Source organism: Aliivibrio sp. 1S175, from assembly GCF_001690985.1.
Lineage (GTDB): Bacteria > Pseudomonadota > Gammaproteobacteria > Enterobacterales > Vibrionaceae > Aliivibrio.
This window is the reverse complement of sequence record NZ_MAJS01000023.1, coordinates 1-16,777: the sequence shown is the minus strand read 5'-3', so window position 1 is coordinate 16,777 and position 16,777 is coordinate 1. Positions and strand designations below refer to the sequence as shown.

The window sequence follows — 16,777 nt, the reverse complement described above, 5'->3', positions numbered from 1 at the left end:
ATACCGTAAAAATAAAACCGCCATTTTATTTGTTTAAAATGGCGGTTTTTGTTTATGAATTTGCAAGAGTGAGATAAGCAGACACATCAATCTCATCAATTTGCTCTGGTTTTAAAAATCTGTTGGCGTACTCAAGGTAAACTTTATCTTCTAAAAATAGTTGGAATATCTCTTTATCTATATGCTGATTTTTTGCCATGAAAGCCAAGATTTTCAATGATTCAGACAGTGTTTTTGGCGTTTTATAAGGGCGATCACTAGCAGTCAGAGCTTCAAAAATATCAGCAATAGCCATCATTCTTGCGGTTACCGGTAATTGAGATGCAGGAATAGCATAAGGGTAGCCTTTACCTGACATTTGTTCATGGTGCCCACCTGCAATTTGAGGGATGTTTTTAAGGTGATCAGGATAAGGCAATTCTTTAAGCATATTAATCGTTTGAATAATATGGTCATTAATTAAAAAACGTTCTTCATTGGTTAGGGTTCCTCGTTGAGCTGAGAGGTTATATATCTCGCCGTGATTAAACTTATTCTGGTAAGGTTTAAGATTAAACTGTTCATCCGTCTTTCGGTTTTGCTCCCAAGGAATGAGATGACTCGTGCTATCTTGCAAAATGGATTCAATAGCCGGAGTGATTTTGTCTGCATCAGACAAGCGCTGTTTTTCTTCCCATGATAATCCAAGTTGTTTATCCAAGGTGCGAATAAAGGTTCTTTTCGCTATTTTATTTAGACGTTCAATATTGTCGTCACTAAAAAATTCAGCGCCGAGGTTAGATTGAGCAATAAACGTGAACTCTTCATCCAGATCTTTAATCGTATTATGGTAATGATTTTCTAATTCTGGCGTGTTTTGTCTATTTTTAAGTAGGTCATGTAAGTAAGCCAGTTCAGCGTCTCGTTTTAGAATTTCATAGCGAGTACGAATTTCGTGAATACGGTTACTAAACATATCCAGTTTTGTTGCTTTATCTATTACGTGATCAGCGGTGGTTAGCTTACCGCAATCGTGCAACCAAGAAGCAAGGTATAGTTCTTCCCATTCCTCATCATTCAATGAAAATGTACTCCATTGATTTTGATTTTCTTGCGCGGCTTTTGCTAACATTAAGGTCAATTCTGGTACTCGTTGACAATGGCCTGCGGTATGAGGAGATTTTGCATCAATGGCGGAGGCAATCGATTTAGTAAAAGAAAGTAAAAGGGCTTTTTGCTGTTCTAGAAGTTTATGTTTATCAATGGATACTGCGATTATTTGCACTAAACGTTCAATAAATAATAGTCGGTATTTAGGGACAGTATGATTAAGTGGAACTTCAATGACTAGGCAGCCAATGAGCTTTTTCTTATCATTATGTAAATTGAAGTAATGTACAGAGGCTTCACAGTAATAAGATTGATCTTCATTCTTGATAGGGAGCTTTTTCTTACCTTCGATACTGCTTAATGTATTTTCGTTATCAGTGATATAAAGATAACTGTGTCCTGTCGTAATCTTATGGATTTTTTTATCAACAATCGCACCTAATTGAAATAAATTACCGCTTTTTGCAATGATAAAAACCATTTTTAAAATATCATCAATAGTTTGATCCATCGTTTCAAGCGTGCTGCTGAGGTTATGAATTTCTTTAACAATTGAATCTTGCTTTTTCTGTTGATTAAATTGGAAGTGATTTATTTTTTGCGCGTTTTTAAGCAGTGTAACTAATCGATTTGATATGTAAGAAGAGGATAGAAATATAATCAATATCGCGAGAAAAATGTAGGCGATGACATTCAAAAATAAATCATTAGAGACGGTATTAAAATTCTGATTAATCACACTCTCAGGGATGAGAGAAACAAAATAAAGAGACCTATGATTTAATTTGTGAACAAAAGCTGTGTAGGTTGAACCATCAAGAGATACGGTCTCATGCTCATTATGTAACACGCCTTGCAGCTGTGAATAAGATAAAGGAGTGGGCACATGATCAGAGTAAATAATTTCTTTTAATTGATAGTCGTAAAGATAAAATCCAACGTTACGTTTGTTAACCAGTTGATGGTCTGTCGTTTCAAAGAAAATGACGGTTGATATTTGTAAGATAATTTTGAGGTTTGCATTTTCAGAACGACTTAAATATAGATATTCATCATTGACGGTGTATGTTTTGTTTATTTTCCACATTTTCTCCAATGATGAACTGGTTGCAAATGTAGCTTCGATGTTACCGTCGATATTTTTTAAATTAATACCATTATTTTCAATATCATAGATATACACATTAGTTAATGCGGGAAAGTGAGAGAAAGCGGAAGAAGTGAAGTTGATTAATGATGGTGGGATATTATGAATATCCAGTGATGTTATATCAGAGATCTCTTCTGCTAATGCATCTATTTGATATATGGTGAAGTTTACATTATTACTGATAATTTGCTGGTGAAGTTCGGCAACGTCAGATATATGTTCGCTTGATAGTTTCGTGACGGCGCTTTTTATATTTGTATATAAATGAGCTGAAAATAGGATGAAAATAGTCGCAAAAATAATGAATAAGTACGTTTTTAATGAAATCCGTTTCATTGCACCCTCGCAAAAATATGTGATATCTAACCTTTAACCTAGTGCATAAAAACAATAAAACCAATTATTTACTTGATAATTAATGATTCTTGTCCAAGACTTGATTTATGCATAATTATTATTGGGTGACTATAAATGGATTTGTTGTCTTCTTACCGCTCTAATCAAAAAAGAACAATGCTGCGGGTTTTACCTTCATCGTTGCTTATTAATATCTTATCGTTATCAATTCCTCTCGTTGTTCTGCAAATTTACGATCGAATTTTACCAAATCAAAGTTATGGTACTGCGGTACTGCTTCTTAGTGGTGCTAGTATTGCTATTTTAATAGATGCTTTTCTTCGTTTTGTTCGTTCTTGGATACTAGCCGCCGCCTCAATAAATACAGAAACGAAGATGTATACTTATATTTTACATCAACTGACTGAACTGCCTGCTAAACAATTATTGAGTTTAAAGCCTGGCCATCTTCAAGAGGGGCTGAAAGGGATCTCTTCAATTAAAGAGTTCTATTCTGGTGGTTTGTTGAGTGGGCTCATTGATGTGCCCTTTGTGCTTATTTTCCTTTCATTAGTTGCTTATGTGGGAGGGGAGCTTGTTCTTATTCCGATTATTGTTTGGATTATTGCGGCGGTGTTTGTTTGTTTGTTTTCGAATAAATCATATCAGCATGCTAAGACTGCAGCAGGAAGTGAAATCAGTCGGATGAATTTTTTAGTTATTGTTTTTACCATGCTTGAAGGGGTAAAAAAACAAGCAGCAGAATCGCGCACGTTTCAATACTTTAAGGAACTAAACCAAAGCAGATGGCTATCTGTTGCAGAATCAGAGCGTAATACAGCTATCGCACAAGAATGTATTCAAATTGCCGCGCTGGGAACCTCTGTTGTTATGGTTATTATTGGTAGTTTGTCGGTATTATCTGGTGAACTAACCACGGGAGGCTTAGCCGCGTGTTCTATTTTATCTGGTCGAGCGGTTGCCCCTATGAGTGCATTAGTGGGGTTACGTTTGAAATACAGCTCGTTTCAAGTGGCTAATAATTCAGTAAAAGATTTATTTAAGAATATAAGCTCAAAAGAAACGGTAACATCGGAAAAACTTCCTGCATTTGAATCTTTAACAGCCAAAAATTATCACATTGAACGTTTTGGTTTTTGTCACCAATTAAGTCTTTCTGTAAATAAAGGCGACATTGTTACTTTCTATGGAGGCGATACTGATCTGTGTAGTCAATTAATGAGTAATTTATCTGGGTTAGAAGCTAAGACAGAGGGGGAATTGCTTTGGAATAATCAAGTATCCACTAGTGATTATTATGACTATAGAAATCAAACGGCGTTTGTGACAAGTCGTCCGATACTTATTTCTGGATCACTCTTAGATAACCTGACGGGGTTTAACGTTAATCAGGTAAAAGAGGTATTGCCATTAATTAAGGCGCTGGGTTTGGATAATGTTATTTCTGAATTACCTAACGGTTTAGAAACCAAAGTTGGTTTTCAGCTAGGTGAGCAGTTAAGTCAAGGCGGTGTGAAATTGGTATCCTTAGTTTGTCAATTAGCAAAGCCGGTGCCGCTGTTATTTTTAGATAAACCAGAGATTGCATTAGATATTGAATCAGTAACTCGATTAGCAAAAGTTCTTTCAATTTTATCAAGTAATGGAAAGACCATTATTTTAAATACTGACCATCCGCTCTTGGTTGAGCTATCGAAAACGCAAGCAGAGCTTATACCATTACAAGGAGAAGGCTAATGGATAAGAATTATCAATCGCAGGTCATTAATTTATTGATGGCGATGGATGTAAATACCAATGTTCATGCTTTTAGCCAAGAATGGATCGCATCAAATCGACTTGAAAGTATGGATGATGTTTTTACATTATTGGACAGGTTAGGTATTGCATATACAGTGCACCCTTATACTAAAAAACTCGCTTCAAAATCGCATTTAGCGGCATTGTATATTACGGATGATGACATTGAAGTTTGTCGATTTTTATTAAATGACTTTCAAATCTACCAACAAGGAGAATTTGAAAGTGACTCATTACCTCGTCACGCTATCTCATCTGTTGTCGTTCTTATTCATGAACAACCTAGAGAGAGAAATTCCACCGATTGGGTTGGCGAACGGATAGATAAATTTAAATCATTATTACCGATGCTGCTGTGTATTAGTTTTTTTGCTAATGTGTTTGCGTTGGCCATCCCTTTTATTACGATGTCTATTTATGATCATGTCATTGGTGGGGATGCTGGCCATGAACTTGTCGGTATTGCAATTGGGGCTGCATTGTTATTTACGATGATGCTGTTATTAAAAGTGATACGAAGCCAATTGTTAACCACCATCTCAAACCGCATTAGTCGAGAAATCTCAGAAAAGGTGCTATACCGAATATTTAGTTCTTCATTATTAGTGAACCGTTCGGTGTCATCGTCAGCATTAATGTCACGGTTAACGACGGCAGAGAGTTTTAAGGGATTGCTTCAAGGCCCTCTTGGAGGAGCATTGTTTGACCTTCCTTTTGTTTTTCTTTTTATTATTGCGATTGGTTTTTTAGGCGGATGGCTAGTTCTTGTGCCTGTTTTTTCACTTTTTTGCTATTACGGGTTAGCTCATCATAGTCAAAAAAAATTGATGAGATCATCCCATCAAACAACGATATCTGGAACGAATCGTTATTCTTTATTATTTGAATTAAACAGTAAATTGGCTTTTTTACGTAGTGCAAATATGAGTGAGTTTTGGATAAAACGATTTGAAAAAGCCAATGTATTAGCGGCAAAAAATAGTTTTTTTCACAGCAGTCATCAAGCCAAATATACCTCGATTTATTATGCGTTAGGTTTGCTTAGTACATTGGCGGTAATCGCTCTTGGTATTGGCCTTATCTTTAACCAAGCGATGACGGCAGGGGGATTGATTGCAACCATGATGCTGATCTCTCGCGTGACAGGACCAGCCCAAATGCTTGCGAATAGTGGATCTCGTTTTACGCAAATAAAGCAAGCTAGGTTGCAAATTAATCAGTCAATTAGTCAAAAAATAGAAGGTGATTTTTCATTTCAGCATCACTCTTTATCGTCGGAGAAGCCGACTATTGAGTTAGAACAAATTACGCTGCGTTTTCCTCAACAAATGAAACCTGCGCTCTCTGGTATTTCATTGAAAATAGAACCAGGGCAAGTTGTCGTCATTACTGGACCAATGGCTAGTGGAAAAACGGCGTTGCTAGAATTGCTTGCGGGGTTAAACCAACCACAGAGTGGGGTAATTAAGGTTAATGGGCATAATTTATCGCAATACGATCCTCAAATATACCGTCAGTGGTTGGGATACTATTCGGCAAAGCCAGAGCTTTTACTGTTAACTATTCGCGAGTTTGTTAGTGATAATCGAAACCTTGCTGATGATCTTATTATTGATGCGATTGAGCAGGTTGGTGGGAAAGCATGGTTTAATTCGTTATCTCATGGTTTAGATACTCAATTGAATGAGTCGATTGTGGCGAGTATTTCTCATGCTTTATCTGGGTATGAAGCCAAAGTATTGTCGCAAGCAAAACTGTATATTCATGAGTACCCGTTGTATTTATTGGATAATCCGGTCATGGATGTTGCCTCGCGTGACTTGTTTCAACAGTGGTTATCTCAACGCAAAGGAAGATCGACCATTGTGTTTTCATCACATGATCCTGAATTAATTAAATTAGCAGACCAAGTGATTATTCTTGATGGAGGGTCACTCGTATACGCAGGACCGTTACCGGATAATTCAAAGACAGAGATAGCAATGGAGGCCTCTCTATGAACAAGCAAAATGTGGATGTTGTTGAATCAAAAGTGACGGCTCGTTTATTGTCATTGAGTACTTATTTTATTACCGTTTGTTTAGTTCTATTTATAGCATGGTCGGTATTCACTAAAGTGGATGAGATTGCTAAAGCTAAAGGTGCAGTTATTCCTGAAGGAGAGCGCCAAATTATTCAAAGTGAAACGGGTGGGCGACTTAAATCAATTTTGGTTTCTGAAGGGGAGTTGGTTGAAAAAGGTCAAACATTAGTTGAGTTTGACTCTAAATTTCAGAATACCGCATTAGATGAATTGAATGCACAAAGAGCGGCGTTAGAATTAACGATTGAACGTTTAAATTCATTGGTAGAAATTCGTGACCCTGATTTCTCACAATACGCTGATTTTTACCCTCGACAGGTTTCACAACAGTTAAAACAACTTGCCGCAGAGAAGGAGTTATTTTTTCAAAAACGAAGTGCGGTGATTAAAGAGCAAGCTCAAGTCGCTGCGGAATTGGAAGGATTACAAACGGAGTTACCTGTTTATCAACGTCAATTAAATGCGACTAAACAAGAATTAGACATATTAATTAAGGGTCAAAAAGCAGGGAATATATCTAAATTAAGAGTTTTAGAAATGAAGCAAAAATTGGCTTCGATTGAAAAAGAGATCCAACAAGCAAAGAGCCAAGAGAATGTGTTAAAGCGTAAAGCGGAAACCGTGGGCGCTCAGTTAAAACAGATAGGGGCAGAAGCGAGAGTTCAAGCCAATATTGAACGCTCTAAAGCAGAAGCGGATTTAAGTGGATTAAGAGCTCGTATTCGTTCTGGTAAAGAAAAAGTATTAGATACCGTAGTTAAATCGCCAGTAAAAGGGTTGGTTCAAAGTATTCCATCAACTCAAAATGGGGGAGTTATTACTCCTGGTGGTACGATTGCTGAAATCGTGCCAGTAGAGGGTAAAGCAAGCTTTAAAGCTCGTTTATCTCCTCGTGATATTGGTTTTGTTTCTATTGGTCAACCCGCACGAATTAAAGTGGATGCGTTTGATTACAGTCGCTTTGGTGCATTAAAGGGAGAGGTTGAAAAAATATCGCCAACGACCAGTAAAAATGAAAGAGGAGATATTTATTACGAAGTTACGGTCTCGATTGAAAAGTCATATTTTCGTGATAATCCTGATGCTTTTTCTTTATTACCAGGGATGACTGGCGAGGTTGATATAACAACGGGTGAAAAAAGTGTCTTTCAGTATTTATGGAAACCAATTTACACCAATGTTAGTCGGGCATTTGGTGAGCGTTAATCATTATCCTGAATAGATAGGTGTAATATTAACCAAAAATAAAAAGGAACGCTAAATCGCGTTCCTTTTTAGATCCAGCATCGTTATTTTTAGGTATTAGGGTCAATATCTGGCAAACCATCAATGTCATTGTGATGATGGTGGTTTTCATCCTCTTGTTTATTCTGGCTATGATCTTGATTGTGATGCTCCATTGCATCAGATAAATCGATGTGTGATGAGTGATCATCTGTTATATCAGTGTTGTCATGCGCTAATACAATATCTAGGTCTGTAGGCGCATGGTGATCGTTATGTTCTGTAAGTTTTGGTGGTGGTGTGATACCTAAAGCATCTAAATAGGCTGAGGCACCAGCCGAGTGTTCATCTAAGTCAACCGAGAATGATAATTCACTTATAGGGTTATTACTAAAATCGGGTTCATCATGCTGCACTGCAGGTGATGGAGCGGGATGAGTCGGTAATATGGGTGATATATCCATTCCTGTTAGGGTTGTTTGATCAATATGATGACCGCTATTGCCATGTACCGATTGTGAGTGCAAGTGTAGATGAACTTCAACGTGAGAGTTTTGAGAGCCTCCTAGTGTCAACATAAATGTGTCCGTTTCGTCGGTACCTCCGGAGTTTCCTCCTGAGTGGGCCTTTATTACACCAGAAGAGGGGGCGTAATCATAATGAAGCTCTCCGGTTGCAGGATTAATATGCAATGTTCCGAATTGCCCGTGCAAAGTATTAACAGAATGACCATGACTATCTGAGATCCCCCAGCCAGTTTGTAAGTTTGGCGTTCCTTGTTGAAGTGTTGGTGGAATGCCAAGCAGTGCGTGGAGATCTTGGTGCCCAGCACTTCCTGAAATGGTAGCAGGAGTAGCTAATGTTGGGATTGGTGGTGTATCCGTATGACCATCAATGGTCATCACTATTTCTTTCGAAACTTGTCCTCCATGACCATCATCGACTAACAAAGAGAACTTATCGGTTAGGGTATCGCCATTATTTAAACCATTAACTTGCTTATTATTGTTATCCACTGAATATAGCCATAGTCCCGAATGTGTATCGTATTTTACGTTACCAAAACTAGCAGTATGACTTGGATCTAACGCCACAGAGGTGGTATCTCCATCAATATCAGTAATCACAAGCTGCCCTGCAGTGTCTACATTTGAATCTTCCTTAACATGATGTGAGCCTAATTGTTTTTCAATGACAGTTGGTAAGTCATTGACAGACGTTATGTCGAAGAAAATATGACCTGCATTAGAACTATCGTGACCATCAGAGGCGGTAAATTCGATGCCACCAAGGCCTCTTGCGCCACTACTGTGATAATTCGCATCGGGTGTATAGGATAAATGGGCGATGTCGGAGGCTGATACCTTATCACCTACATTTACTGTTTGTCCGTTAAGTTCCAAGTGTCCATGTGTCAAGCTAGTAATGGTGATACTAGATAAAGCGTCACCATCAACATCGCTGAAGTGAAAATCTGCCACGCTAAGTGCATGTGGCGTGTCTTCTTGAATATTGATGAAGGCCGCGCCTACCTTAGGGGCGTCGTTTGTGCCTTGAATCGCTATCGCTAAGTCTGCCGTTGTTGTATTACCGTGATTGTCCACTGCACTATAAACCACGCTATCAACCAACGGTGTGCTGCCAGCCCCTAATTGTTGCACGGCCGCTAAATTATTATCTAATGTATAAGTGTAGCTGCCATTCGTATTGAGGTGGAATAAACCATATGTCCCTTGAACATCACCAATGGTTGTGAGTGCAATGGCATCGCTATCGTTGCTAAGCACGTTACCAGTAACAGGTTGAACAGAATCTTCCAACGCGGTATTGCTATCATCACTTGCGCTAGCGGTTCTATCTAATATAAGCGGGTGACCGTAGCTATTTAAGGATTGGGCTGTTGCCGTGTTTCCTGCATGATCGGTCCCAGTGACATGAATATTTAGCTGTCCCTCTGCTAATGTTGACAAGTCAATATGGTCAAATTGTAAATATTGATGATCGGGATGACTGCTACTCGGCCCGCCTTTATGAGGTACATTGACATTGACCAATACTGGCGTGCCACCACCATCACTGGTGATCTCTATTTGCGTGACTTCAGAGTCCCTTGGTAAATAAACTTGCACATACATTTCACCGTTGTTATCAATATCAGCTGAATTGACGCGTATATCCGTGTGCGTATCGAGGGTGTAACTGACGGTCGTCGCTGCTGATACATTTCCCGCAACATCGGTTTGGCGCACTTGAACATTATTAAGCCCTTCTACAGGCGTAAAACTCTGCTGCCAATGCCCGCCATTGTCGGTAGAATATTCAACCATCGCGCCTTTTTCTAATCCAGTCACCGACAGTTCACCGTGATTGCTGAGTTGGTCTGTGGCTGAATCGCCAGAGTCAGTTTTAAGTGAAACCTGCGGTGCATTGACACTATTATCTAATGTGAATGTCAGTGAACTATTGCCTGAAATATTACCTGCCGTATCGGTTTGACGCGCTAATACCGTATTGCTACCAGAGATGGGCGAAAATTGATGTGACCAGGTATTACCCCCATCGACTGAATATTCAATGATGGCGCCGACTTCCTGATTTTGTATGGTTAAAGCACCGTCACTACTAATATGATCTTGGGCATTACCAGTATCATGGGTTAATGAGATTACTGGTGGGGCAACTTGGTTATCCAGTGTAAATGTTAATGCTGATTCTGGCGACACATTACCCGCCAAATCCGTTTGTCGCACCGACACAGTATTGCTGCCTTGTTGTGGCGTAAAGCTTGATGCCCATGTTTTCCCATTATCTATTGAGTATTCAATACTTGCGCCGGTTTCTTGTCCTGTAATGGTGAGTAGCCCATCGTTAGTGATCAGATCGTTAGCTACGCCAGTATCATTCACCAGTGTGATTGTTAATGGGGCTGCACTTAAGTCCGCCGTTGGCGCATTTGCCTGCGCAAGTGTTGAAGCATTACCATTAGCATCGGTAATGCTCGCGCTGATTTTTGCTCCCGGCGCTATTTCTAATAGTACCTGTTTTGCTAATATTTCAGCCCCCGTTAGCACATGCGCTTGACCATTAATAAACAACGTATCACTTTTGTCAGCATCAGCGGGTATGTTAATCACGGCCGTGATCGTGCCGGCTGCTCCAACAGCAACTTCTGCTGCGTTATATTGATTGTCATTGCCAGTACTTTCAAAACTAATACTCGGCGCATCGGCGTGTGTATCAACACTAAAACGGTCAAACTTACTTGGGGTTTGATTACCGGCTTTATCTGTTGCTTGAATATAAGCGGTATACGTTTGGTCAGGCAAGTTAGTCGCATCAACACTATAACCACCTTTTCCATCCAAGGTGGCGTGTAAGGTTTCTATTATTTGGTTGCCATGTTTGATGACAATATCAACTTGAGTGGTATCAATATCGACACTGCCCGCAAAAGTGGTTTGGTGTGTGGTTGATGTCGATAAATACACATTGGATATCGTCGGGGCAGTGTAATCGACTTGCAGTGCTAGCGTGGCGGATTGCTGGTTACCAGCAGTGTCCGTTGCTTCAACGGTTAGGGTTTGAGCGCCTTCAGCTAAATTACTAGTGGTTAATTGATATTGCCCACTCGCATCACTGGTTCCTGATGCGACGATGTTACCGTGTTCATCAGTAATACTTATCGTCGCATTCGCTTCTGCCAGCCCTGTAATAACAGGCGTATGTTGATTCGTTAAGTCATCATGGTTAGAAATACCAGAATCAGAGGTTGCCGCTAAATCAACCGAAGGTGTAACGGTGTCTGTATCTATATTTACACTTAACACCCCCGATACAACGGGTAACACTGATGAAGGCGCCAACGCTTTTGCAGATAAATTATGTAAACCGTCTGTCAGGGTTGTAAGGTCAGTACTGTAATCGCCGTTAGCATCAGATATTGCATGCGCAACAGGCGTCGAACCTTCGTAAATCGTCACCTGTGAAAATGGAATATCGGTCGTACCCGACATCATAGGTGTATTATCGTGAGTAATATGATCGGTGCTTGAACTACCAGTATCACTGCTTGCCGCTAATGTGAGGTTGACCTTATTAACGGGCGGTATCGACGCAATTTGTTGTGGCTGGGTTGCTGACACCACCGGTACATTCGCTATTTGCGTGGTAATCGTTGGGACTCCACCCGTGATTGCTGGTGCAGATACGGTTGCCGTGACATCAAAGCTAACAAACTGATGAGACTCGCCACCATGCCCATCTGAAACTCGTACCTCAAAAACTTCCTTAGCACTATAAGTGCCTGTTGTAGGGTCAAAGTTCATCCCCGCGACAGAAGCGGCTTGCTGATAGCTAAATGCACCTGTTGTTGGATCAACGTGCAATTGACCAAATTGCCCGTGAGGTTGCAAGGTGTCGTATTGCATCTGATCACCAGTATCAATATCACTGCCGTGTAATTGCCCCGCGCTATGACCCGATAATTGCACGGTTAACGTTGGTGCATCATTGGTGCCAACCACCGTGACAGCAATTGCCTGCTCTGTGCCATCGATACTATGAACTGTAAACGTTTCGGTTAGGGTTGCACCACTGCCAAGGTGTTGAACCGCGGTGTTATCAATACGATAGACCCAACGTCCGTCACTGCCCATCATCAACTGACCTTGCGCGGCAGAACCATCGGCCAATTGATGGATGTTTTCAGCACTAAAACGATTGTCAGGATTATCAACATCAGTGCTTTGTAGTGTTCCCTGAGCGAGTAAGTTGCCGGAATGAACGTTTAAATCTTCGGTGACTGAACCTAATTTATCGCCTTGAAAATGAGCTGCATCATTTACATTACTAATATCTAACTTCATGATGGCTAGCGACGAGTTTGCGGCACCGTCATTGACGCTATAACCGAAATTAATCACTCCGGTGAAATCTTTTGCTGGTATAAAGTTTAAGTTCCCAATCTCACTCGCTGCGACTATATCGCCGTTATGGACAAGCTTGCCATTCAGAGTCAGACTTCCTTCTAACGCAGTAGGAACTGTTGCAATAGTGATATGATCAAGCGCTGCACCATCATCTACATCGGCAAACCCAAATTCTGACGCGTTAAAGGTGTGTACTTGATCTTCTGTCGACGCGATAACTTGTGCGTTAACTGTCGGTTTGTCGTTCGTCCCCACCACGTCAATGGTGATGGTATGAGCCGTACCATCTCTTGAATGTACAAGATAACTAACTTGCTCTGTTTGACCTGCGCCTAAATGCTGTAACGCACTATTCGGTACTGAATATCCCCAACTTCCAGCCGCACTAATGTTTAGGTGGCCACCAAAAGGGTCATGGATTACTTGTTCGCCAAACTGGCTGTATTGAAATTGTTGTTCGCCTGCATCTGGGTCGATAATCGATAATTTGCCACTGGCGATTTCATGTTGGCGACCCGAAGCATCTTCAATAATAGTTTGTTGGGCGCCTGAGGTAATAATTGCTGCGTCTCCAACCGCTGCAAGGGTAGTCGTTGCCCCCGTATGCGTCACACCACCATGGGCATCTTTGACATCATAACTAAAATGAACAACACCGTTGTAGTCTTTCTCTGGTGTGAAAGTGAAAGTACCATCTTTGTTATTTAAGAGTGAACCATGATCGGAAACTAAGTTTTCAATAGTAAGTTTACCAGCATCATTGGCATCTACATCAACAGTATTAGTAAGTAAATCGGCAGTGGTTAATGTTTGCGCGGTATCTTCTGTTCCTGTGGCAAGTGTGACTTCAGAACTGATATAAGGTCTATCATTATCGCCGTGAATGGTAATGACTATGTCGTGGCTTGTGCCATCTTTAGAATAAACGGTAATGGTGTCGGTGAGGGTTTGACTCTCACCCAGTTTATCAATGGTCGTGCCGACGGTTGTTTTTCGATTACCAACCCAATCAACGTTGCCGACGGTCACGTCGTAATGCCAAGTACCATCACTGTTTAACAATAAGTGTCCGTATTGTCCATGATAGGAGTTATTCCAAGCGCCGCCTTTAGAGTCAAATTGAGATTCACCCGTATCTGGGTCAACAATATCCAACTTACCATCAGCCGTTAATGCAGATTGTCCGAGTTTCGCCATGCCAGGTTGTGCGTAATCTGGTGACATATTACCAAAGCTACCATGCCCTTCATCGACATCGCCCGTTGTAGTTCCAGTGATTACTGCTACGTCCCCAACGGCATCAAAATGAAGAGTATTTGTAGCCTCTGTAGAGTCGGTATGCCCATCGTTAACAGTATATTTAAACTGAACATCACCATTAAAATCTTGCGCAGGGACGAACTGAAGCTTATTGATGTCAGCTGTAGGGATGTGTTGCGCCGCAGTAATATCGTGGCCATCGAGTACAAACTTACCTTGTGTTGCTGGTGGTAGATCTGTGATTGCGATGGAATGTAGCGTGTCGCCGGTGTCAACATCCGTAAACCCAAACTGACTCGCTTGCATTTGATAATGCGTGTCTTCAGTGCCGCTACTTAGCGCAACTTGGGTAACGGTTGGCGCGTCATTGGTGCCAACAACGTCTATGTGCAACTCGTATGCCGTTCCATCATAACTATGAACACGGTAGACAACGGTTTCAGTTTGTCCTTGAGCAAGGTGTTGCAAATTGGCATTATTAACGCTGTACCCCCAATTGCCCATGCTATCAATACGTAACATGCCACCAAACGGATCGTGAACTGCTGATTCACCAAACTGGCTGTACTGGAATTTATTTTCCCCGCTATCTGGGTCCACAACTTGTAGTCTTCCATTCGCGAGCTCAGTTGTAACCCCTGTATTGTGGCTGCTGTGTGAACCATCTTCAGTGACGTGGTCAGTTGTCACTTCTGAAATGATGGCGCCGTCTGGGGTAGCCGTGAGTGTGGTAGACGCCCCTGTATGAGTCGTTCCGCCATGCGCATCTGTCACGTCATAGCTAAAATGAACCTGACCGTTATAGTCTTTGGTTGGGGTAAAAGTGTATGTGCCGTCTTGATTATCTAGAATAGAACCATGATCAGCGTGAAGATTCGCAACGGTGAGTTTGCCTAGGTCGTTACTATCCACGTCTATAGTGTTTGCTAAGAGTTCGGTTGCCGTGATGGTTTGCGCGAGGTCTTCTTTACCGCTGTTGAGCTGCACTTCTGAAGAGCAGTATGGACGGTCGTTGTCGCCATGAATGGTGATAACAATATCGTGTGTGGTGCCATCAGCTGACTTAACGGTGATTGTATCGGTTAGTGTTTCACTTTTTCCTAAGTGATCAATTGTTCTGCCGGTTGTATCTTGGCCGATGGAAGCATAGTAAGTCCAGTCTCCGTTAGTTTGAAGTATGATACGACCATGTGAACCATAATAAACACCTGTTTGGGTATAGCTTTCACCAGTATCAGCATCAACTATCAATAGGTGGCCATCTGTATGGATTTCATCGTTCCATAATTTTCCTATATTCCCATGCATGTGGTCAGGTGAACGATCATCGACACTGCTACCAGTCATACTACCATCTGGTGCTGTGAAAGTGTGTCCTTCATGAACATCACCGGTCGATGTTCCCATGATCACTGCAGCATCATTGGTGCCATTCACCGTAATAGTCACTTGATGCGGCGTGCCATCTGCTGAGTTAACAGTAATCACATCAGTGGTCGTTGCGCCCTGCGCTAGCGATTGAACTTGCGGGTTAGTATTATCTAGATCGTAAGTCCAATTACCATTATCTGTTAGGTGGAGAGTACCTAAAGTCCCAACAATGTTGGTATTGGAGAAATGGGCTTCGCCGGTATCGACATCCGTAACAGTCAGTGTGCCGGAGGTATGAAGTTGAGATTCTTCTGTCACCGCACCAGTATTTGAGCCACCAATTACCGCTTTATCGTTAGTGCCATTAACCGTAATTGTTACTTGATGAGGCGTGCCATCGGCAGAATGAACGGTGATGGTATCCGTTGCTGTCGTGCCTTTACCTAACGCTTGAACGGTCGGGTTGGTGTTATCTAAATCGTATGTCCACGCACCTGAATCAGTTAGATGTAACGTGCCTAGTGAGCCGATAATATCTGTGCTTGAGAAGTGCGCTTCGCCAGTATCGACATCCGTAACAGTCAGTGTGCCAGAGGTATGAAGTTGTGTTTCTTCTGTTACTGCGCCAGTATTTGAGCCACCAATTACAGCTGTATCATTAGTGCCATTAACCGTAATTGTTACTTGATGAGGCGTACCATCGGCTGAGTGAACGGTGATGGAATCGGTAGCTGTCGAGCCTTTACCTAATGCTTGAACGGTCGGGTTAGTATTATCTAGATCGTATGTCCAATTACCATTATCTGTTAGGTGGAGGGTACCGAGTGTGCCGATAATATCTGTGTTGGAGAAATGCGCTTCACCAGTATCGACATCGGTGACAGTCAGTGTGCCAGAGGTTTGAAGTTGTGTTTCTTCTGTTACTGCGCCAGTATTTGAGCCACCAATTACAGCTGTATCATTAGTGCCATTAACCGTGATGGCCACTTGATGAGGCGTACCATCGGCAGAATGAACGGTAATGGTATCGGTAGCTGTTGCTCCTTTGCCCAACGCTTGAACGTTAGGATTTGTATTATCAAGATCGTACGTCCATGCGCCTGAATCAGTTAGATGTAACGTGCCTAGTGAGCCAATAACATCTGTGCTTGAGAAGTGCGCTTCGCCGGTATCAACATCGGTGACAGTCAGTGTGCCAGAGGTTTGAAGTTGAGATTCTTCCGTCACCGCACCAGTATTTGAGCCACCAATCACGGCTTTGTCATTAGTGCCATTAACAGTGATGGCCACTTGATGAGGCGTACCATCGGCTGAATGAACGGTGATGGAATCGGTAGCTGTCGAGCCTTTACCTAATGCTTGAACTGTTGGGTTAGTATTATCTAAATCGTAAGTCCACTGGCCGTTGTCGGTAAGGTGTAGCGTGCCGAGCGTACCAGTAATATCAATGCTTCCTGTGGACAAGGTAGAGAAGTGCGCTTCGCCAGTATCGACATCCGTAACAGTCAGTGTGCC

General features: G+C 41.5%; 5 protein-coding genes. 3 read left to right on the top strand and 2 right to left on the bottom strand.

Annotated elements, in window-relative coordinates; all coding sequences use genetic code 11:
* Positions 1-52 precede the first annotated feature (52 nt).
* Complete coding sequence (locus tag A6E06_RS09365; RefSeq protein ID WP_065592504.1) at positions 53-2,575, bottom strand: HD-GYP domain-containing protein; 2,523 nt, start codon at positions 2,573-2,575, stop codon at positions 53-55.
* Between the two features lie 135 nt (positions 2,576-2,710).
* Between A6E06_RS09365 and A6E06_RS09360 the strand changes: the two genes are divergently transcribed.
* The 3 genes from A6E06_RS09360 to A6E06_RS09350 are packed head-to-tail and all read left to right on the top strand — an operon-like array spanning position 2,711 to position 7,685.
* Complete coding sequence (locus A6E06_RS09360) at positions 2,711-4,333, top strand: ABC transporter transmembrane domain-containing protein (RefSeq protein ID WP_065592505.1); 1,623 nt, start codon at positions 2,711-2,713, stop codon at positions 4,331-4,333.
* The gene (locus tag A6E06_RS09355) at positions 4,333-6,396 is read left to right on the top strand and encodes a peptidase domain-containing ABC transporter (protein WP_065592506.1); all 2,064 of its coding nucleotides are present in this window, start codon (positions 4,333-4,335) and stop codon (positions 6,394-6,396) included. Before A6E06_RS09360 ends, A6E06_RS09355 begins: the two co-directional genes overlap by 1 nt.
* A complete protein-coding gene (locus A6E06_RS09350) occupies positions 6,393-7,685 on the top strand; it encodes an HlyD family type I secretion periplasmic adaptor subunit (RefSeq protein WP_065592507.1) in 1,293 nt (430 codons plus the stop codon). The genes A6E06_RS09355 and A6E06_RS09350 overlap by 4 nt, the downstream gene beginning before the upstream one ends.
* Before the next feature lie 89 nt (positions 7,686-7,774).
* On the opposite strand, the gene A6E06_RS09345 is transcribed toward A6E06_RS09350, so the two are convergent.
* Positions 7,775-16,771, bottom strand: coding sequence for a VCBS domain-containing protein (locus tag A6E06_RS09345; protein WP_255312070.1), 8,997 nt, complete (start codon positions 16,769-16,771; stop codon positions 7,775-7,777).
* Positions 16,772-16,777: the final 6 nt, after the last annotated feature.